The following is a 20,860-nucleotide window of genomic DNA, read 5'->3' on the forward strand; positions in this document are numbered from 1 at the left end:
TTGAATAAGTGCTGACAGGGGGATGCGGAGATAACCATTAAAACCATCTTCTTTCAGACCCGGGCGGCGGGATAACCAGCAAAGCGGAAAGACGCTGACACATCCCTGTCCGCTCGGATCGCGCCATCCATGGCGCTTTACGCTTTCCTTTTTTTGCCGGTTATTCCCGAATGAATTTTTACATTATCAAAACCAAACAATTCATCTGTGAAATCATCCGGTTTGTGGCAAGGCGGTAAGGGAAGGATTCCGGGGAGCATACACAAGTATGTGACCCGGAATACTGAGCGCAACCAACACAGCCACAGGCCGGAGGATGACACAGAAAAGCCAACGCACCTGCGGCGCGAATGGCTCCGGGGAAAAAAGGGAAAAAAAAGCCAGCACTGGGCTGGCTAAATAAACACTGGAAGCAATGTGAGCAATGTCGTTCTTTCATCTGAACCCTGAAGGTGGTCATCTGAAAGTGATTTGATGATAATAGTTCTCAGTATCATTTGTAAAGCACTTTTTGCTCAGGATTTCGTATAATCACTGATGTTTTCTGTTAACTCACTGATACCGTGATTTATTTTAATAAAATTAAATAATTCCATAGGGTTATCAGGGATTAAACATCCGGTGAAAACGGCAGTGCCTGCGCACATGCCCACGCGGAACTCCATGCCCACTGGAAGTTATAGCCGCCGAGCCAGCCGGTCACATCGGTCACTTCGCCGATAAAATAGAGTCCCGGCACATCGCGGGCTTCCATGGTTTTGGAGGAGAGCGCCTGAGTATCCACACCGCCGAGTGTCACTTCGGCTGTCCGGTAACCTTCTGTGCCATTCGGCTGCACCTGCCAGTTCTGTAATTTCTCCGTGATTTCCTGCTGTACGGCTTTGGATAACTGGTTCAGCGCAGTATCCGGCAGGTCACCGGTTGTCTGTAAACACTCCACCAGCCGTTTTGGTAACAGCTTCGCCAGTGCATTACGCAGGCTCAGATTCGGGTGTTTTTCCCGCTGTACGGTGAAAAATTCCGCCAGATCGGTGCCCGGAAGTAAGTTAATACTCACATACTCACCGGGGTGCCAGTAACTGGAGATTTGCAGGACCGCAGGGCCTGACAGGCCACGATGGGTAAATAAGATATTTTCCGCGAAGCGGGTGCCATCCTGTGCGGTAACTGTCGCAGGCACTGCCACGCCGGACAGCGTCTGTAAGGCTTCCAGCAGCGGTTTATGCAGCGTGAAAGGCACCAGTGCGGCGCGGGTCGGTAATACCGGCAGACCAAACTGTTCCGCCAGCCGGTAACCCAGCGGAGTCGCCCCCAGCCCCGGCATCGATAATCCGCCGCTGGCTACCACAAGTGAGTGAGCGCTCACAACCTTTCCGTTAACGGTCACACAGAAATCATCGCCCTGTTTCTGTACCTCCGTCACCTCACTGCGCAGGCGGATAACCACATTCCCCGACTCACACTCCGCCAGCAGAAGATCAACTATCTGTTGTGCGGAATCATCACAGAAAAGCTGGCCGAGGGTTTTCTCATGATAGGCAATCTGATATTTCTGCACCAGGGCAATAAAATCCCACTGCGTATAACGGGCGAGCGCTGACTTACAAAAATGCGGATTTTTGCTCAGATACGCCGCCGGTTCGGTATAAAGGTTGGTAAAATTACAGCGCCCGCCCCCGGACATCAGAATTTTCCGCCCGGCTTTTTTACCGTTATCCAGCACCAGCACCCGCAGCCCGCGCTGCCCTGCCTGCGCGGCACAGAACAGCCCGGCGGCACCCGCGCCTATTACAATCGCGTCAAACTTTTCCAAAATAGTGTTCTCTGTGTCTTTAAATGTGGAGAAATTCCGATAAATGTCTTAAATTTGTCATGATGATTAAATCAGGCCAAAAATTTATTCTTTTCAGAAAAGGAGCCTAATCCGATGATATACAAGGATTAATAATTCCTTAAGCTGATTTGATGAAGGTATCAAATCAAAAAAAGGCCATATTTCACTTCCCCGGGACGCATTTGTCGCTGATAATGCGCCGCGTTCATGTCCAACAACTGGCTTAACGTCTATGCTACATCTATTTACAGGCCTGGAATTTCACACCGGCCTTTTGTTAGTACTGGCACTGATCTTTGTGCTGTTTTACGAAGCCATCAACGGCTTCCATGATACCGCAAACGCGGTAGCAACTGTTATCTATACCCGTGCAATGCGCGCGCAGCTTGCTGTCGTCATGGCCGGTGTATTTAACTTCCTCGGGGTACTGCTCGGCGGTCTGAGCGTGGCGTATGCGATCGTGCATCTTCTGCCCACGGACTTACTGCTGAATGTCAGTTCGGCCCATGGTCTTGCCATGGTCTTTTCCCTGCTTCTCGCCGCTATCATCTGGAACCTGGGCACCTGGTACTTCGGTATCCCGGCCTCAAGTTCTCATACCCTGATCGGCGCCATTATCGGGATCGGCCTGACCAACGCAATTGTGACCAACAGTTCCGTGGTTGATGCGCTGAATATTCCGAAAATGATCAGCATTTTCCTTTCTCTGATTCTGTCACCGCTGGTCGGCCTGGTGATCGCCGGATTAATGATCTGGTTCCTGCGCCGCTACTGGAGCGGCACGAAGAAACGCCGCCGTATCCACTTAACACCGGCAGAACGTGAGAAAAAAGACGGCAAACGCAAACCGCCATTCTGGACGCGTACCGCCCTTATCCTTTCCGCAGTCGGCGTCAGCTTCTCACACGGCGCAAACGACGGGCAGAAAGGTATCGGTCTGATTATGCTGGTTCTGATTGGTGTCGCCCCTGCCGGCTTTATGGTGAATATGAATTCCAGTGATTACGAAATCGCCCGTACGCGTGATGCCGTGGTCAACCTGGAGCAGTATTACACCACGCATAAGGATGCACTGGCACACGCCATTGAGCTGACCCCGGCACTGAACACGGAGAATACCGTTCTCAATGAACAGTTCCACTGTGACAGCTCCCGTACCGGCATCGTATTAAGACAGGCTCAGGATCTGCTCGGTAATATTCATACCTATGATGATTTATTACCGGAACAGCGCAGCCAGATGCGTCGTCTGCTGATGTGTATTTCGGATACCGCCGCAGAAGTGGCGAAATTACCGGAAACCAAACCGGAAGATGCGCGTTTCCTGAAACGTCTGTCCAATGACCTGCTGAATACCGTTGAGTATGCGCCTATCTGGATCATCATTTCTGTTGCGCTGGCGCTCTCTCTGGGCACCATGTTCGGCTGGAAACGTGTTGCAGTGACTATCGGTGAGAAAATCGGTAAGAAAGGCATGACATACGCCCAGGGCGTGTCTGCGCAGGTTACCGCGGCTGTCTCCATTGGTGTGGCAAGTTATACCGGGATGCCGGTATCCACCACCCAGGTGCTCTCCTCTGCGGTGGCAGGTACGATGATTGTTGACGGTGGTGGTGTTCAGACCAAAACCATCAAAAACATCATGCTGGCCTGGATTCTGACACTGCCGGTGTCCATTATCCTGTCCGGCGCGCTCTACTGGATCTCCCTGCAGATTATCTGACAGCAGGTTGCTATCCTCTGAAACAGAAAAGCCTGACACGTGTGTCAGGCTTTTTTTTGCATCCGGTAACCGGTTACGGCCAGATAATCATCATCAGCAGAGAGGCAATCACAATTCCGCATATCGCACTGATCATGGTGAACTGACGGCGGATACGTTCGCAGCGTAAAATCACTTCAGGGTCATGATGAGTGAGATATTCCCGCTGATTGATATAGCGGATAAGGCGCAGCTGCTTCTGCCACTGGGTGTGGTCAGTAAACGCATTATTGCCGCCGACAGCGTGGTAGAGTAGCGGGTCGCTGTCACGCAGGACGGAGAGTAATGCCCGGGTGGATGAATAAAACCGGATCATGTTAATCAGACAAAGAAAACATAACGCCCAGAACAGTGTAAGTATACTGAACATAATCCACTCCTTAGACTATCTGCGGAGAAGGAACCGGTGATATCAGTGTCTATCACATCATACTGACAGTATTTTATGTATTCAGTATGAACAATGCTGTGAAGTTCCACAAACTCTCACATTCTTTCACGATAATCTTCTGAAAATATCCGTTTTGCCACTCTCAACCTTGTGAGAAGTGCGCAGACTGGTATATCTTATAAATCAGACATTCTCTGCTGCCTGATAAAAGCATTGAGTTGTGATCAGCATTACACTCTTTAATGATATTAAGCAGTTATAGTATTCATAAAGGATAGCGGCGCAAGCCCTGCCAACCCCTTAACCTTTTGAACGGAAGGAGTTTCTTATGGCATATAAACATATTCTGGTCGCAGTCGATCTTTCGCCTGAAAGTGAAGTGTTAGTAAGCAAAGCAGTTTCTATGGCAAAACCTTACAACGCCAAAGTTTCTCTGATCCACGTTGATGTCAATTACTCTGACTTATACACCGGACTTATCGATGTTAACCTGGGTGATATGCAGCAGCGTATTACTGAAGAAACCAGTAATTCACTGAAAAACCTGGCGAAAAACTCCGGTTATGAGATTCAGGAAATGCTCAGCGGCAGCGGTGATCTCGGCCAGGTATTAGTCGATGCCATCAGAAAATATGATATGGACCTGGTTGTCTGCGGACACCACCAGGATTTCTGGAGCAAACTGATGTCTTCCGCCCGTCAGCTGATTAACACCGTTCATGTCGATATGTTAATTGTTCCGCTGCGGGATGATGATAACGCATAATCCTCTGCTGAAAAATTATTCATATAAAATGCCTGCCTATGCAGGCATTTTTTTTGGCTGAAAATGCGGCAGCCGGATATGCCAAAAAGGCCGTCAACGAATTTTTTTTGTCATATATGAAAAAAACAGCTTGAAAACAGGATATAAACAAGAGATAAATTCAAGTGGTAAATGCAAACACATCTCACATTATTCGAAAAATAAAACAAAAATGTTCGGGATACCTCACAAAGTAACGTAACCCGATATCATTCGTGTCACAGATATGACGTACGCGAAAATATTCCGGAGAACCTGCCCCGGGAGACAAGTGCGGCCTGCATAACTGCTGCATGAATGAGAAGGGCATGACAGACAGGAAATCAACATGAGTAACTTTATCTCTTTGGAAACGTTTCTGGAAAATGTTCAGCGCCGTGACCCGTCACAGCCGGAATTTCTCCAGGCGGTGCGCGAAGTTTTCTCCACGCTATGGCCATTCCTTGAAAAGAATCCGCAGTACCGCGATCAGAACCTGCTCGCCCGCTTTGTTGAGCCGGAGCGCGTAATTCAGTTCCGCGTGACCTGGGTTGACGATCAGGGTCAGGTGCAGGTAAACCGCGCATGGCGTGTGCAGTTCAGCTCCGCTATCGGCCCGTTCAAAGGCGGCATGCGCTTCCATCCGTCCGTAAACCTCTCCATCCTCAAATTCCTCGGCTTTGAGCAGACACTGAAAAATGCCCTGACCACACTGCCGATGGGTGGCGGGAAAGGCGGCTCTGACTTTGATCCGAAAGGCAAAAGCCAGGGCGAAGTGATGCGTTTCTGCCAGGCACTGATGACCGAGCTGTACCGTCATCTGGGCGCAGATACAGATGTCCCTGCGGGTGATATCGGCGTCGGCGGCCGTGAAGTCGGCTACATGGCGGGGATGATGAAAAAACTGTCCAACAACACCGCCTGTGTGTTTACCGGCAAAGGTCTCTCCTTCGGCGGCAGTCTGATCCGTCCGGAAGCCACCGGTTACGGGCTGGTTTACTTCACTCAGGCCATGCTGGAACGCCACGGGATGAGTTTCGACGGTATGCGTGTTGCGGTTTCCGGCTCCGGTAACGTGGCGCAGTACACCATCGAAAAATGCCTGTCACTGGGTGCGAAAGTGATCACTGCATCTGACTCCTCCGGTACCGTAGTTGACGAAGACGGTTTCACCGCCGAAAAACTGGCGCGTCTGACCGAAATCAAAGACCGTTACGGCCGTGTGGAAGAGTATGCGAAAGAGTTCGGCCTGGTGTATCTGAAAGATCAGACCCCGTGGGCTGTTCCGGTGGATATCGCTCTGCCGTGCGCCACTCAGAATGAGCTGGATCTGGCTGATGCTGAAGTGCTGATCAAAAACGGCGTTAAAGCCGTGGCGGAAGGCGCAAACATGCCGACCACTATCCCGGCAACCGATGCCTTCCTGGCCGCAAATGTCCTGTTTGCACCGGGCAAAGCAGCGAATGCGGGCGGCGTGGCAACATCCGGCCTGGAAATGTCACAAAACTCAGTCCGTCTCGGCTGGAAACGTGAAGTGGTGGATGAGCGTCTGCATCACATCATGCTGGATATCCACAATGCATGCGTTGAGTACGGCAGTGAGGAAAAACAGACCAACTATGTGCAGGGCGCGAATATCGCCGGCTTCGTGAAAGTCGCTGATGCCATGCTGGCGCAGGGTGTGCTGTAAGTCTGTAAGCTGTTACTGAAAAACGTCACAGTGTCGAAGGGGGTATAACAAGCGTTACGGAAGTCTCACTTGTTGCCCCTTCGCGAAACGGGAACTGCCCTGTCCCCTTTTCAGATGTTATTCAGTGTTATCCCTCTGCTTTCACACAGGGATAGATATCAAAACGATGATTTTTGGTTTCAATCGCCGCAGCGGCTTTCTGCCCGGCTAACGGCTCCGCGTAATCCGGACGTTTCACCACCACACGACGGGTTGCCAGCGCCAGTGCAGGTGCCAGCAGAAGATCCGCATCCTCATCCGCACCCACCAGCGACTGAAACACCCGCATTTCTTTCTTCACCAGCGCGCTTTTCTGCCGGTGCGGATACATCGGGTCGAGATAGACCACATCCGGCGGTGGTGTGATTTCCGCCAGCGCATCAATCCCGGACGCATGGATAAGGATCATTCTCTCCTGCATCCATCCCCCGATTTCACTGTCCCGGTAGGCCCGCTGTAAGCCATCATCCAGCAGTGCCGCAACGACCGGATGACGCTCAATCATCCGCACATGACAGCCCAGCGATGCCAGCACAAAGGCATCACGCCCGAGACCGGCTGTCGCGTCCACCACTGACGGAAGATAGGATTTCTTAATCCCGGCAGCCTTTGCCACCGCTTCACCGCGTCCGCCGCCGAAACGGCGCCGGTGAGCCATCGTTCCCCCGGCAAAATCCACACGGATCCCGCCGAGTTTCGGTTCATCACACTTGCGCAGCTCCAGCCCTTCCGCCGTCAGCACCAGCGCCATCAGCGCGGTATCATCATGCTCCAGGCCCCACCGCGCCGCCAGTACATCAAGGGCGCAGCTGTCTGCGCCCTGTTCACACTGTAAACGAATCTTCACGTATTACCCGTTGATTCCGTAGCCTTTTAACATCGCATCCAGTTCCGGCTTACGGCCGCGGAAGCGCTCAAACAGGACCATTGGCTCTTCCGAACCACCCCGGCTGAGAATATTATCCAGGAAAGACTGCCCGGTGACCGGATTGAAGATACCTTCCTCACTGAAGCGGGAGAATGCATCCGCTGCCAGCACATCCGCCCACAGATAACTGTAGTAACCGGCCGCATAACCACCGGCAAAGATATGACTGAACGCATGCGGGAAGCGGTTCCACGGCGCAGCAGGCACCACAGAGACTTTCTCTTTCACAGACAGCAGTGTCGGCATCACCTGAGCGCCGGTTGCCGGGTCATATTCCGCATGCAGACGGAAATCAAACAGCCCGAACTCCAGCTGACGCAGAATAAACATCGCAGACTGATAATTCTTCGCTGCCAGCATATTGTCGAGCAGCGACTGCGGCAGCGGCTCACCGGTTTCATAATGACCGGAGATAAAGGCCAGCGCCTCCGGCTCCCAGCACCAGTTTTCCATAAACTGGCTCGGCAGCTCAACCGCATCCCACGGCACACCATTGATGCCGGAAACATCCGCCACATCAATCTGTGTCAGCATATGATGCAGGCCGTGTCCGAACTCATGGAACAGAGTCAGCACTTCATCATGAGTAAACAGCGCCGGTTTGCCGCCGACCGGTTTATTAAAGTTACAGGTCAGATACGCAACCGGTTTTTGCAGGGAATTATCTTTGTGGCGCATACGGCCGATACAGTCATCCATCCACGCCCCGCCGCGTTTGTGCTCACGGGCATACAGATCCAGATAGAAACTACCGCGTAATTCACCGTTCTTATCAAATAAATCAAAGAAACGGACATCCGGATGCCAGGTTTCCACCCCGAAACGCTCTTTGGCGGTGATCCCGTAGATCCGGCGGATCACTTCAAACAATCCGCTGATCGCTTTTTCTTCCGGGAAGTACGGACGCAGCTGCTCATCACTGACCGAGAACAGATGCTGTTTTTGCTTATCGGCAAAATAGGCCATATCCCACGGCTCGAGTTTATCAACGCCGTAATGTTCTTTGGCAAAGGCGGCCAGCTGAGCCACTTCCTGCTCGCCCTGATGATGGGCGCGCTCCGCCAGGTCATTCAGGAAATCCAGCACCTGCTGCGGGTTTTCCGCCATTTTGGTGGCGAGGGATTTTTCCGCGTAGTTTTTAAAGCCGAGTAACTGTGCCAGCTCATGTCGCAGCGCTAAAATCTCCGCCATCACACTGCTGTTATCCCACTTACCGCCGTTCGGCCCCAGCTCGGAAGCACGGGTGCCGTAGGCTTCGCTCATCTCTTTGCGCAGCTCACGGTTATCGGCGTAAGTCATCACCGGCAGATAGCTCGGCATATCCAGGGTAAACAGCCAGCCCTTCTCACCTTTGGACTCCGCCAGTGCCTGTGCAGCAGCAACCGCACTCTCCGGCAGACCGGCCAGCATGCTTTCATCGGTGATAAGCTTGCTCCAGCCCATGGTTGCATCCAGCACATTATTGCCGAACAGCGAACCCAGCTCAGACAGACGGGCAGAAATCTCGCCGTAGCGCTTCTGTTTCTCCGGTGGCAGACCAATGCCGGATAACTCAAAATCACGCAGGGAATTTTCTACTGACTTGCGCTGAGCCTGAGACAGTGACGCAAACGCCGGGCTGTTTTTCAGTGATTTATAGGCGTTATACAGCCCTTCGTGCTGACCCATCCAGGTACTGAATTCTGACAGCAGCGGCAGGCACTGTTCATAAGCTTCGCGCAGTTCAGGGCTGTTTTTGACAGAGTTCAGATGACTGACCGGCGACCAGACACGGGATAATTTATCCCCGGCTTCCGCCAGCGGTACACACACATTTTCCCATGTAAAATCAGGTGAATGACTCACCACCTGCTCTACCGTCTGACGATAATTATCCAGCGTTTCTTTCACCGCAGGCACAATACATTCCGGATTGATGGCAGAAAATGCCGGTAACTGATTCTGAGTCGGGGTAAGCAAAGGGTTCATCATAAACCATCCTGTTGGCTGCTGGTGCACGTCCGCCGCAGCGCACATACACATGAAAAATGAAAATCGAAACTCTCTATAAGATGGGGACACACTCAGGCAAGTTCAATGATTTTTAGTGTTATTATGCTGATTAAAAATCATTCTCGTAAAAAATCGCATGATACTGATGTATCTCAAAGGAAAAAACGCAAGAGAACTTTTGAATCCCTGCCGGAAAGCGTATACTGTGCAACCTCAAAACGGAAGATCATCGTCCCCGGTGGGGCGGCCGGACTTCAAATCCGGTTGGGGCCGCCAGCGGTCCCGGGCAGGTTCGACTCCTGTGATCTTCCGCCAATTATATTCATCCGCACATCGCTAAAACCCACCTCTGTAATATCATCAGCACACAACTAACCGGTGTGAGTATTTTAACATTTATTTTTCCGGGTATATTGGTAGCATCTGTGTTCATTCCGCTGAGATAACAACCCGTAAAACGGAGGCCGTGCAATGAGTGATAATCTTCCTGAGGCACCACAGGGCGAATTTATTCTGTTCCGCAGTGAAGATGGTCAGACTCATGTCGAGTGCCGCTTTGAATCCGATACGCTGTGGTTATCTCAGGCTGAAATTGCAAACCTCTATCAGATAACGCCTCAGGCAATAACCCAGCATATTAAAGCCATCTACGAAGAAGGTGAGCTTGTACAAAATTCAACTTGTAAGTCTTTCTTACAAGTTCGGCAGGAAGGTAACCGGCGGGTTAACCGCAATACACTGCATTACAATCTTTCAATGATCCTCGCTGTTGGCTACCGCGTCCGCTCCGTTCGTGGCACACAGTTTCGGCAGTGGGCAACGCAAACGCTGGAACAATATCTGATCAAAGGGTTTGTGATGGATGACGAGCGGCTGAAGAATCCGCCTGTCGGCCAGTCTGTGGTGCCTGATTACTTTGATGAGATGCTCGAACGCATCCGTGATATCCGCGCCAGTGAGCGGCGGGTGTATTTACGGGTGAAAGAGATTTTCACTATGGCAGCGGACTACGAGCCTTCCAATAAAGAAGCTAATCGTTTCTTCCAAACCATCCAAAACAAACTGCATTTTGCTTGTACGGGCATGACAGCGGCAGAGCTTATTGCCAGTCGTGCAAATGCGAGTCAGCCTGATATGGGCTTAACCAGCTATAAGTCGGACGAAGTTCGTAAAGCGGATGTGACGGTTGCGAAGAATTATCTGCGTGAAAATGAACTCAAAGAATTAAACCGCATCGTCAATATGTGGCTGGATTTTGCCGAAGACCAGGCGCTGCACCGTAAGCAGGTTTTTTTACAGGATTGGGACACTAAGTTGGATCAGTTTTTAAGTTTCAATGATCGTGAAGTTTTACAGGGTGCTGGTGGAATTAGTAAGAAAATTGCTGATGAAAAAGCTAAAGAGATATTTGATGTTTATGCTCAAAAACGTCGCCGATTAAAAGAAGCTGAAGGGGCAAGGGCGAATATTACGGCACTAAAATACTTATTGAAAGCAGGTAAGTAGAAAAAGTTGTAGTTTCATTATTTTATTTAATATTAGCGGCAAAAAATAAAACCACTAAGTAAAATTTAAAATATGCAGATTAAATAAGAGTAAATACCAATGTGATATTTTATTGGATATTTTTTTAAGGAAGGTGTTATCTTATCTCATTTTGAATACAATTAATATTGTATACTTTTACTTGAATGTCAAAGGAAACATACTCAATGTCATCATTTCCTAAATACTATATAAAAGGTAACTTATCAGAGAAACAAATTGAAGCAGATGTTGCCTCATTTTTTGGTTGGTGTACTCCGCCAGAAGCAAAAATCCCATTTAGACTTTTAGATATTAATGAGCAAACAACAGGGGCAGATAAACTCTATGACGGCGCAACTGCAATTTATATGCAATTCAAAAAATCAACGGGGTTAAAATCTACACACGATGTAGCAATATCAACTCGAAAAAGAAAAAGCCCACTAGAAAGCATTCGGCAATTTCGTGATGCGCATCAATTAGAGCAAGATCCAACGTTGTTCTTCCAACTACATCCAAAAGCAAAGAATGCAATTGATTTACAACATAATGTGCTACTAAGCTATGAGCGCCAGCCTTGGTCACGAGCAATCTATGTAGCTCCTCTTTTACTGGATAAAGAGAGTTATAGCAAAGCTCTTTTTGATTCAATAAATAGATTTTTCCTAGATCCATTTTTTTATCGAATTAATCACTCAATTCACCAAAAAAATTGGATTAGCTATTTTGGTTTTACACCTTTTCTTCGTGAACATGTTTCTATTCCTCCACATGAAAAGGTTCAAGATCATAATCATTATTATGCATACTCTGAAACAGGAACAGATATAAGCTGGCATTCTCCAGCTATAGTAGAAAGAGAACCAAGTCGACTATCTGATTTTTTTGATAATCTGATTTCGACAATGGTGAATAACTCAGAGGCTATCCTTTCACCAGAAATTCTTTTGGAAGAAATCTCTGGTATTAGTTCTAATTTCGGCTTTCAATCTGATAATCTTAGCGGTACTCCAATTGCAAGACTGAGAGAGCATGGGCTCTGGTTGAGAGATACCTACGGAATTCGTCAATTTATTCTTCTTAGTAATACAGAATATCTTAATAAATTACGTAATAATTGAATTTGTATCAAAATATTATATAAATGTATAGCAAATGTTATTAACGGTAGTTGTAGGAGCGGTTACTAATATCCGCTCCTCGCTCATAACGGCCATTCACGATCTCAGATTGGATTGTTAGGCTCAATATTAAGGCACTTTTATTCTATGATTTTCTAACCATCATCCCCACCTCAAAAACCAATCCGGGGGTATTAATGGGGGCACTGCTATTTATCCAACTCAGTAAACTCATTTAATATCAATGCCATTACCTATCAAATGCGACTCCTGTGATCGCGCTGGGCTTAAACCTGAAACGGCGGGTAAAAAAAAACTACCTGAGCGAATAAAAGTACCGTTAATTGCCGCAACCCGAATTAATGAAGGCTGGGCAATGGATTTTATGAGCGATAGTCTGTACTGCGGGAAACGTTTCAGAACATTGAATATTATTGATGAAAGTACCCGCGAGTGCCTGGTAATTGAGGTCGATACTTCATTACCGGCAGAGCGGATTATTCGTATTTTATCCCGGTTAAAAGAAGAACGCGGGTTACCGGAATATATCCGGGTGGACAACGGGTCTGAATTTATATCGGATAAACTGGTTCAGTTTTGTACAGAAAATGAGGTCACTCTGAATTATATTCAGCCGGGAAAACCACAACAAAACGGGTTTATTGAGCGTTTTAACGGCTCATTTTGCCGTGAATTTTTAAATGCGTATTTATTTGAATCACTGAGCCAGGTGAAAGAAATGGTCTGGTCCCGCCCGGATGCAGGATTACAACCGGAACCGGACACACGAAAGTCTAAGTAATCTTCCGCCAGAGCTTTACCGGAAGCAACGGGAAAACTCTAATCAGAACTGTTTCAGATAAGGGGAAATGGACACCTCAAGGGCGCTCCGTTGTTCTGCGGTCAGTTCTATTTTTATGAGATGGAGCTTGATCCTCAAACGTCATAAAATCAAGTATCTTAATTGATCACGGATATATACCCTTATTCATTCAAACCGCAGGTTCGTTGGCTGCGCTCAGCCTGCAGCTTGAATTACGTTGGGTATATATACCGGATTAAAATATCAATTAAGTAAGGTAACTATTGTATTTTGAATAAATAACTTTTTTAAGATTTTTAGTATTGGAAGACATATTGAGAATAACGCAACATGCAGAAATTGAAAGGGAAAAGTGAAGTTTTATCGGTGCCGGTTAAATAACCGGCACCGGGGAAATTAACGCCAGCGTTCTGTCGCCCAGGCGACCTGCTGTTGTGCGTCGTGGAAAGTCCAGGCCACGAAGCGACTGATTTTTTGCCCCTGCGCCATTTCAATGGTACGGACTTCGGCCGCACCCACCAGCTTCAACGCGTGATAAATCGAAGGCAAGGTAGTGTTTTTAGAAATCAACGAGGTGAACCACAGGCAGTTTTGCGCCAGGCTAACGCTCTCCTCTACCATTTTACGCACAAAGGCTTCTTCACCGCCTTCACACCATAGCTCTTTATTTTTGCCGCCAAAGTTATGTACCGGCGTGTCGGCTACCTCGCCTTTACCCAGCTTGCGCAGTTTGCGGCGGGTGCTGGCTTGCGCTTCCTGTTCAGAGCTGTGGAACGGTGGATTACACAGTGTGGCATCAAATTTCTCCGCCACGCCGATGATGCCGTTCAAAATAAATTCGGGTTGTTTTTGTAAACGCAGGCGCACACCGTTTCTCAGTGTCGGATTCATCTCCACGATCATTTTGGCCGTATTGAGCGATACCGGATCAATCTCCGAACCGGTAAAACGCCAGCCGTATTCGCGCAGGCCAATAATCGGATAAATACAGTTGGCGCCAACACCCACATCAAGGATCGCCACGCCTTTACCGCGAGGGAACTCACCGCCGTTGCTGGTCGCCAGCAGGTCGGCCAGATGGTGTAAATAGTCGGCACGCCCCGGGATCGGCGGGCACAGATAATCGGCGGGAATGTCCCAGTATTCGATGCCATAAAAATGTTGCAGCAACGCACGGTTGAGCATTTTAACCGCCGCAGGATCGGCAAAATCTACCGAAATGTCGCCCCAGGCGTTCGGCTTGACGAACGGCTCCAGTGCAGAGCAACTGGCGATCAGCGCCGGGAAATCATAGCGTGAGCGATGACGGTTACGCGGGTGCAAGCCGCTTTTCTGCTGCAGGAAGGTTTTCTTTTTTTCCACCGTGAAGGGCTCTCTTAAAGGTATTTCTGGCGCGTACGATACCATATACCGGTACTGAAGAAAGGGAAGAGATCACTATACGCAAAGCCCGATTGACTGAACATTCGATTATCGCCATTCTGAAGTCCGTCGAAGCCGGACGGACAGTCAAAGATGTCTGCCGTGAGACCGGTATCTCCGAAGCCAGCTACTACAACCGGGAAGCCGGTTTCCCTTTTCGGCTGTATCCTATTATATTTTATGATTATTTCCGAAATCGGCTGACCAGCATTAACCCCAGGAAATAGCTGCCGCCAAGGACAGATACCAATGTTCCGGCTGCTATCTGTGACGGCCAGATAAGCGTTTGCCCCAGCCAGTCCGCCCATATCATCAGAACCGCGCCTGCCAGACCGGCAAAAATCAGCTGTGATTTAACTTTTTGAGCACCGCACAACGCCGCCATATGTGGCGCAATCAGACCGGTAAAGGCCAGAGGTCCTACAGTTGCTGTCACCAGAGCACACAACAGGGCGACCAGTGTCAGCATCAGCAGAGCGGTACGGCCGGTATGCAATCCGCGGGCCTGAGCAAATGTTCTGCCGATGGATATCAGCGTCAGACGGCGGCTGAGTGCCAGTATGATAACAGTCAGTCCGGCAATCACGGATGCAAAAAGTACACTTTGCTCTCCGCTGACACGATAGGTGGAACCGGACAGCCACAGCAGTATCCGGTAATTACTCAATGCCCCCTGCGCCAGAAAGAATTGCACAAAGGCTTCCAGCCCCGCCGTCAGCGCAATCCCGGTAAGGATTAATGTTGCCGGTGCAAACTGATGCCGGCGTCCGAGTAAAAGTAAAAGCCCCAGTACCAGAGCACTGCCGGTCAGTGCTGCTCCCCAGAGGGAGGTCTGAATCATATTTCCCGTTAACACGCTTATCAGGATAAGTGCAACCGTCGCCCCGGATGACACACCAAGAATATCCGGGCTTGCCAGCGGATTATAAATTAACCGTTGTAACAGGGTTCCGGCCAGCGCCAGTGCAACACCTGCCGTGGCAGCTGACAATAACCGCGGCCATCTCAGAGACCAGCGGAAAGGCTCCGGAGCCCCCCACAGGAAGCCGGTTTCTGATTGCTGAAAAAAGATCGTGGTCATCAGCCCGGCAAACAGCAGAAGTACAACAACACTCATTGCGTGCGGCAGAAAACGGGGAGAAATAACCGGTTTCAGAATAATGGTCATCTGATCCTGTGCGGTGAAACGGCGGCGGCTGAATACAATAAGTGCAGGTGCACCAATGGCGGCAGTCATCACACCGGTCGGGATCACCGTCTGCATCAGTTGCCCGAGAGCCAGAGCCAGGGTGTCAGCAAACAACAGTAAAAACGCCCCGGCAATCACAGAGAAAATCAGCTCCTGTAGCGCAGTGCGTGCACCGGCAATCCGGACAAGATTCGGTGCCAGCAATCCGATAAAGCCAATCATACCGGCAGTACTGATCACGACTGAAACCAGCCATGCTGAAAGTACCATAAACAGCAAAAATACCGGCAAAACAGATAATCCGCGTGCTTGTGCGCCCTGGTGTCCCAGCCGTAATACCGTCAGTATCCGCGGGGCGAACAGCAGAATAAACAAAACAGGCAGCAGGCGCGGCATAACATCTGTGACATTCTGCCAGCCATCCTGAGTCAGATCGCCGGCTCCCCACATAAAAATATTTTGCGCAAACTGCGAATTCAGTGTAATCACCGCAGTTGCGATGGCACCAAGCAGAATATTGACCACCATTCCGGAAACAATCAGTGGTAATCCTGTAATATTACGGCTTCCTGTAATCAGGATGACAAATGCAAACGCCAGCAGCGCACCTCCGGTTGCAACAGGAACGGCATAATCAGCAGACAATTCACTGAAACTGACAGATAAAATAACCAGTGCAAGCCAGGCTCCGGATGATGTTCCGAGTGTCATCGGGGAAGTGAGGTTATTTTGTGTCAGCTGTTGCATCAGGCTGCCGGTCAGCCCCAGCGTCGCACCCGCCAGCAATGCCATGCAAAGTCTCGGCAATTGTCCGTAAAGATAAAATACAGCCGGAAACGTTTGTGCCGCTTCCGGCGTAAAAATCAGGCTGAGTTGCTGTTGCGGAGATAAGCTGGGCTCAAGCTGCAAGTTAATCACTATCAACAGAATAAACAGCAGCAGAAAGAGTATAAGGTAACGGGTTTTCATGAGGCGGGCGCAATCTCCAGTAAACTATCCGTAATGGCATCCGCCATCCGCTGCAATGAACAGACGCCACCGTAATTCCAGACCGGTGCAACGCCATTGATTTTGCCCTGCTTCACAAATGGCATCGCCTGCCACAAACGGGTATCTGCCAGTTTTTTTTCTTCAGGAAAAGGGCGAAACCAGAGAACATAACCATCACCGACGTCCTGTAATACATTGATCCGCCGCTGGGCGATTCCCCATGGCTGCGCGTCCAGGGGGATTGCCGGTGTCAGGCCAAGGTTACGCAATACATAGTTAACAGCAGAATTATCAGCCGGCAGAAAAACAGTAGTCAGCGTGGAAAAGCGAATGACAGTAACCCGGGTACCCGGCGGATAGACAGCCGCTAATTTATTGCTCAGCTCCGTAAACCGCTGCGTTAAAGCAGCCAGTTGTTCATCCGCCTGCTGTTCTCTGCCAAACAGTATCCCCAGCGTTTTAAGGTGACGGATAGCCACCGGAGCGGCATCATCTGCTGATGAAAAATTGGTCAGATAAACGACGGGAGCTATCTGCTCTAACAGCGGAATCAGATCTGCCTGTGATGCACCCGCCAGGATGACATCCGGCTTCAGTCCGGCAATTTTTTCGAGATTCGGTTCTGCCCGGGTTCCGGTTTCAGCCACATTTTCTGTCAGTACCGGCAGTCGGACCCACTGCCGGTAACCGCTGGTTTCTGTTGCCCCGGCAGGAGTTATCCCTAATGACAGCGTTTGTTCAAGCAGATCCCAGTCCAGCACCACGACCCGCTGCGGTATGGTTTCAAACGTGTGCCCGCCACGGTCATCATTTATTGTGACAGCCGCCTGCCCTGCTGCCGCAAACATCAAAAAAAACATGGCGGATAACCGGATTAAACGTAATAACATCAGTTGCATACGACTGCCACTTTTCGTTGTTCCGTATCCGGATGCGGTATTAACCTGATAGCCGTTTCATATAATCCGGAAAGACGGGTTTCATCCTCCAGCAATGCAGCATTGCCTTCAAACGCTACTTTGCCTTTTTTCAGGGCGATAATATGGGTTGCATACTGCAATGCAAGATTAAGGTCATGAAGGATAACGATGATACCGGTACGCTGTGTGCGGTTTAAATCCTGCAGCAGCCTCATCAGTTGGTACTGATGATGAATATCCAGTGCGGATGTCGGCTCATCGAGGATCAGTACCGGGGATTGCTGTGCCAGTAACATGGCAACCCATGCGCGCTGACGTTCACCGCCGGATAAATTATCGGCGGGTATTTGTGCAAATTCCGTGACACCGGCACTCTCCATGGCTTGTGAGATAATAATGTTATCTTCCGGATGCCGGCGGCCAAATGTGCCGCGCCAGGGAAAACGCCCCAGGCTGACCAGTTCACGGACGGTCAGCCCGGCAGAAACCGGCAGTTTTTGCGGCAAAAATGCCACTTGTTGTGCCAGCTCCCGTTTGGTGTAACCGGTGAGGTTTTTATTATTCAGCAAAATTTCCCCCTGATCCGGCCGGGTCTGACCGGCCAGCAGATCAACCAGGGTGGATTTTCCTGACCCGTTATGACCAAGCACAACAGTCAGTTCCGTTGCCGGGATCGTCAGGGACGGGACGGATAAAATTACCCTCCCGTCACGTACAACACGGATACCATTCAGTTCAAACATAACTACCAGCTGTATTTGGTCTGAACGACAACAGAACGGGATTGGCCGTAATAGCAGTAATAATCACATGCAGAAATATATTCTTTATTCAGCAGATTATTCACATTGACCTGAAGCTGCCATTGTTTGTTCAGCTTATAAATGACCGCAGCATCCCATAATGCAGCAGCAGACACAGTACGATCACTGCTCGCCGGATTGTCTTTTGATTTACCGAGATAGCGGACACCGGAGCCAAGTGTCAGTTCTCCGCTGCCGGTTACCGGCAGTGTGTAATTGACCCAGGCGGATGCCATGTGCTCAGGGATAAGCGCAGTCTGTTTACGTCCCTGACCACCGGTATTATCTGTTTTGGCATTTGTGTAGGTATAGGATGCCTGAACATTGACATTATCAGTCAACTGCACAAATCCTTCAGCTTCTGCCCCCGTTGATGTGACTTTTCCTGTCTGTGTGGCAACAGAAGTATCCGGATTGGTAACCAGTGCATTTTTCTGTTCAATACTGAACCAGGCAATATTCAGATAACCATCGAGGAATGAAGGCGTATATTTGACTCCGGCCTCAATTTGTTCACCTTTCAGCGGTTTATACAAATCGCCGGTCGCAGGGTCGATGGTGCTCATCACTTCAAATGACTGTGAATAGCTGGTATAGGGTGATAACCCGTTATCCGCCAGATACATCAGCCCGGCATTGACACTTACCTCACCATCATTCCGGGATTTATCATTATGAGCTGTCTGATTTTTATTCTCAGTTTTTACCTGATCATAACGCACCCCGGCAACACCGATCCATTTACCGTCCAGCTTGATTTGGTACCGGGAATAGAGGCTTGCCTGAGTTTTATCTATTGTCCGGTTAATATTATCGGCCGGGTCCAGTGGTACGTATTGTCCGTAGACCGGATTCCACGGATTGATCGGACTGAATGCATAACTGTCCTGTTCATCACCTTTTGTCCGGTGATACTGAATTTCAGCCCCTGCCAGCAGGGTGTGCTCCAGACGTTCTGAATCCCATTGTCCCGTCAGGTTGTTATCGAATGTTATACTCTGGCTGTTACCGTCACGGAATACAACACCACGGGCGAGAGAGGTTGCAGATGTATCTGCGTTCGGAAATGCATATACACTGCGCAGCGTCAGTGAATTATAACCATAATTCAGGCGCTGGGAGAAACGCCAGGTCGTGTCAATATCGTGTTCCAGCAGATATCCGGCGGAAAACTGTGAGCGCTTGTATTTATCATAATCCGGCTCGCCAAGATTCGCTGACGGTTTAATTTTTCCGTAAGGTGAATCGATCAGTGTACCGGCTGCAGGGAAAAACGGGTTGGTTGGTGTACCATCATCATGCAGATACGTTGCCATCAATGTCAGCATGGTATCGTCAGAAAGCGCCATCGCAAGTGAAGGCGCCAGATAAATTCGTTTGTTATCCGTTTTATCCAGTTCACCGTCTGCCTGTTTCATCAAACCGACTATCCGGTAACGGATATCCCCATCATCGCTGGCATGACCGGCAACATCAAAACCAAACCCGCGCTGATCATTATTTCCTGCTTCAAGGAAAAATTCCCCTTTCGGGGTAAACAGCGGCTTTTTAGTCACCACGTTTACAGCACCACCGGGGGTAGATTCGCCAAACAGAACCGCAGACGCGCCTTTAACAACTTCAATTTGTTCGAAACCATAAGGTTCAAGCAGCCAGGTATAATACCCGTCGCGGAATAAACGGCTGTTATCCAGATAGGTCGCGGCATCAAAACCACGGATTTTAAACCAGTCAGTATCATTATCCGCACCGTAAGGCTGAGCAGTTACCCCTGAGGTGTAGCGCAGTGCTTCATCCAGTTTTTGCGGTGCGCGGGTTTCCAGCTCTTTTTGCGTAATAACAGAAACGGATTGCGGTGTTTCCTGTAATGCGGTGTCAACTTTCAGCACCCCGGCACTGACAACAACAGTGTCAGAAGTATTACTGTTTGCTGTTTGTGAGTACGCAGGTACAGCACAAAGGGCAACGAAAACATGAAGTGTGATAGCTAAGGGTTTGAAATAAAAAAAATTAGTCATAGCGCCCCTGAAAAGACGAATAATAACGATAATGAGTATTATTAACTATGATTATGCTGTATGGAACTAAAATTTAACCGATACTGAAGAAAGGGAAGAGGTCACCCGAACGCATCCGTGATATCCGTGCCAGTGAGCGGCGGGTGTATTTACGGGTGAAAGATATTTTCGCTATGGCTGTGAACCGGGAATTAAGATCCTTCCGGTATCAGCGTACCATGACAGGTTTGAGCCGGATTGGTTTTCCGGCTAGAAATCAGTCTTAGAAAAACCGGTCATGTCATCCAGTCCCATTTCGCGGCCTAACGCCGTCATCGGATGGACAATGATCAGGCCCCGCACCGATTTCTTCAGCTTGCCGATATCAGCCTGTTCTTTCTTAGTGATAGAGCGCTTGAACGGCATATCCACCAGCTTTTGTGCTTCTTTGCTGAGTTTCTTGCTTCGTTGTTCCTTCAGACGGGCAATGTCAGTTTCCAGCGCGGCTTTTTCTTTCTCAAGTTCTGCGTACTTTTCCGTTTCGTTCTTTTGCAGCATACCGGCCATCTGGTGACGGGTAAGGTCTAAACGGTCGCTGAGAAGCTTGATTTGTGCTTTTTCGTTTTCTTTCATTTTAATTAACCGTGA

The 20,860-nt window shown here is 49.3% G+C and carries 15 protein-coding genes, 1 tRNA gene and 3 pseudogenes; 9 read left to right on the forward strand and 10 right to left on the reverse strand.

Going from position 1 to position 20,860, the window contains the following annotated elements; translation table 11 throughout:
* Positions 1-610: 610 nt before the first annotated feature.
* The gene (locus X965_RS12820; RefSeq protein WP_004238571.1) at positions 611-1,813 is read right to left on the reverse strand and encodes an NAD(P)/FAD-dependent oxidoreductase; all 1,203 of its coding nucleotides are present in this window, start codon (positions 1,811-1,813) and stop codon (positions 611-613) included.
* 253 nt (positions 1,814-2,066) lie between these two features.
* On the opposite strand from X965_RS12820, the gene pitA reads away from it, so the two are divergent.
* A complete protein-coding gene (gene pitA / locus X965_RS12825) occupies positions 2,067-3,557 on the forward strand; it encodes an inorganic phosphate transporter PitA (protein WP_036418287.1) in 1,491 nt (496 codons plus the stop codon).
* Between the two features lie 73 nt (positions 3,558-3,630).
* Here pitA and uspB read toward each other — a convergent pair whose 3' ends face one another.
* Positions 3,631-3,966: a universal stress protein UspB gene (uspB, locus tag X965_RS12830; RefSeq protein ID WP_004904572.1), complete on the reverse strand. Its 336-nt coding sequence runs from the start codon at positions 3,964-3,966 to the stop codon at positions 3,631-3,633.
* Positions 3,967-4,315: 349 nt separating this feature from the next.
* Here uspB and uspA point away from each other — a divergent pair, with 349 nt between their 5' ends.
* On the forward strand, positions 4,316-4,753 hold the full coding sequence (gene uspA, locus X965_RS12835; protein ID WP_004904570.1) for a universal stress protein UspA: 438 nt from the start codon (positions 4,316-4,318) through the stop codon (positions 4,751-4,753).
* 367 nt (positions 4,754-5,120) lie between these two features.
* Positions 5,121-6,461 (forward strand): NADP-specific glutamate dehydrogenase, encoded by a 1,341-nt coding sequence (gdhA, locus tag X965_RS12840; RefSeq protein ID WP_004238567.1) that lies wholly within the window; start codon positions 5,121-5,123, stop codon positions 6,459-6,461.
* A gap of 127 nt (positions 6,462-6,588) precedes the next feature.
* On the opposite strand, the gene rsmJ is transcribed toward gdhA, so the two are convergent.
* Both rsmJ and prlC read right to left on the reverse strand, forming a co-directional pair.
* Positions 6,589-7,347 carry a 16S rRNA (guanine(1516)-N(2))-methyltransferase RsmJ gene (gene rsmJ, locus X965_RS12845; protein ID WP_015422358.1) on the reverse strand — a complete coding sequence of 253 codons (759 nt, stop codon included), beginning with the start codon at positions 7,345-7,347 and terminating at the stop codon, positions 6,589-6,591.
* 3 nt (positions 7,348-7,350) lie between these two features.
* Positions 7,351-9,399 (reverse strand): oligopeptidase A, encoded by a 2,049-nt coding sequence (gene prlC / locus X965_RS12850; protein WP_036418288.1) that lies wholly within the window; start codon positions 9,397-9,399, stop codon positions 7,351-7,353.
* A gap of 241 nt (positions 9,400-9,640) precedes the next feature.
* On the opposite strand from prlC, the gene X965_RS12855 reads away from it, so the two are divergent.
* The 4 genes and pseudogenes from X965_RS12855 to X965_RS12870 form a co-directional block, all read left to right on the forward strand.
* Positions 9,641-9,735: transfer RNA gene (locus X965_RS12855), tRNA-Sec, on the forward strand.
* 156 nt (positions 9,736-9,891) lie between these two features.
* Complete coding sequence (locus X965_RS12860) at positions 9,892-10,926, forward strand: virulence RhuM family protein (RefSeq protein WP_036418293.1); 1,035 nt, start codon at positions 9,892-9,894, stop codon at positions 10,924-10,926.
* 206 nt (positions 10,927-11,132) lie between these two features.
* Complete coding sequence (locus X965_RS12865; protein ID WP_036418300.1) at positions 11,133-12,068, forward strand: hypothetical protein; 936 nt, start codon at positions 11,133-11,135, stop codon at positions 12,066-12,068.
* Between the two features lie 281 nt (positions 12,069-12,349).
* A pseudogene (locus X965_RS12870) lies at positions 12,350-12,931 on the forward strand (integrase core domain-containing protein); the annotation flags it as partial.
* Positions 12,932-13,287: 356 nt separating this feature from the next.
* Here X965_RS12870 and rlmF read toward each other — a convergent pair.
* Entirely contained in the window at positions 13,288-14,253 is a 966-nt protein-coding gene (gene rlmF, locus X965_RS12875; protein ID WP_165934074.1) for a 23S rRNA (adenine(1618)-N(6))-methyltransferase RlmF, read from the reverse strand.
* Positions 14,254-14,330: 77 nt separating this feature from the next.
* On the opposite strand from rlmF, the pseudogene X965_RS19015 reads away from it, so the two are divergent.
* Positions 14,331-14,450: pseudogene (locus X965_RS19015) on the forward strand (transposase); the annotation flags it as partial.
* Positions 14,451-14,497: 47 nt separating this feature from the next.
* Here the strand turns inward: X965_RS19015 and fhuB are convergent.
* Genes fhuB through X965_RS12895 form a run of 4 tightly spaced genes read right to left on the reverse strand, consistent with a single transcriptional unit; the run spans position 14,498 to position 20,233 of the window.
* Positions 14,498-16,471, reverse strand: a complete 1,974-nt coding sequence (gene fhuB / locus X965_RS12880; RefSeq protein ID WP_036418302.1) for a Fe(3+)-hydroxamate ABC transporter permease FhuB — start codon at positions 16,469-16,471, stop codon at positions 14,498-14,500.
* Positions 16,468-17,352 (reverse strand): iron-siderophore ABC transporter substrate-binding protein, encoded by an 885-nt coding sequence (locus X965_RS12885; protein WP_240336359.1) that lies wholly within the window; start codon positions 17,350-17,352, stop codon positions 16,468-16,470. Before X965_RS12885 ends, fhuB begins: the two co-directional genes overlap by 4 nt.
* 29 nt (positions 17,353-17,381) lie before the next feature.
* Positions 17,382-18,155 (reverse strand): ABC transporter ATP-binding protein, encoded by a 774-nt coding sequence (locus tag X965_RS12890; RefSeq protein ID WP_024475111.1) that lies wholly within the window; start codon positions 18,153-18,155, stop codon positions 17,382-17,384.
* A gap of 2 nt (positions 18,156-18,157) precedes the next feature.
* A complete protein-coding gene (locus tag X965_RS12895; RefSeq protein ID WP_024475112.1) occupies positions 18,158-20,233 on the reverse strand; it encodes a TonB-dependent siderophore receptor in 2,076 nt (691 codons plus the stop codon).
* Positions 20,234-20,340: 107 nt separating this feature from the next.
* Between X965_RS12895 and rhuM the strand changes: the two are divergent.
* Positions 20,341-20,424, forward strand: a pseudogene (gene rhuM / locus X965_RS19935) (RhuM family protein); the annotation flags it as partial.
* Positions 20,425-20,482: 58 nt separating this feature from the next.
* Here rhuM and X965_RS12900 read toward each other — a convergent pair.
* A complete protein-coding gene (locus X965_RS12900; protein WP_036418318.1) occupies positions 20,483-20,845 on the reverse strand; it encodes a YibL family ribosome-associated protein in 363 nt (120 codons plus the stop codon).
* Between the last annotated feature and the right edge of the window lie 15 nt (positions 20,846-20,860).

It is taken from the genome of Morganella sp. EGD-HP17, assembly GCF_000512315.2.
Classification (GTDB): domain Bacteria; phylum Pseudomonadota; class Gammaproteobacteria; order Enterobacterales; family Enterobacteriaceae; genus Morganella; species Morganella morganii.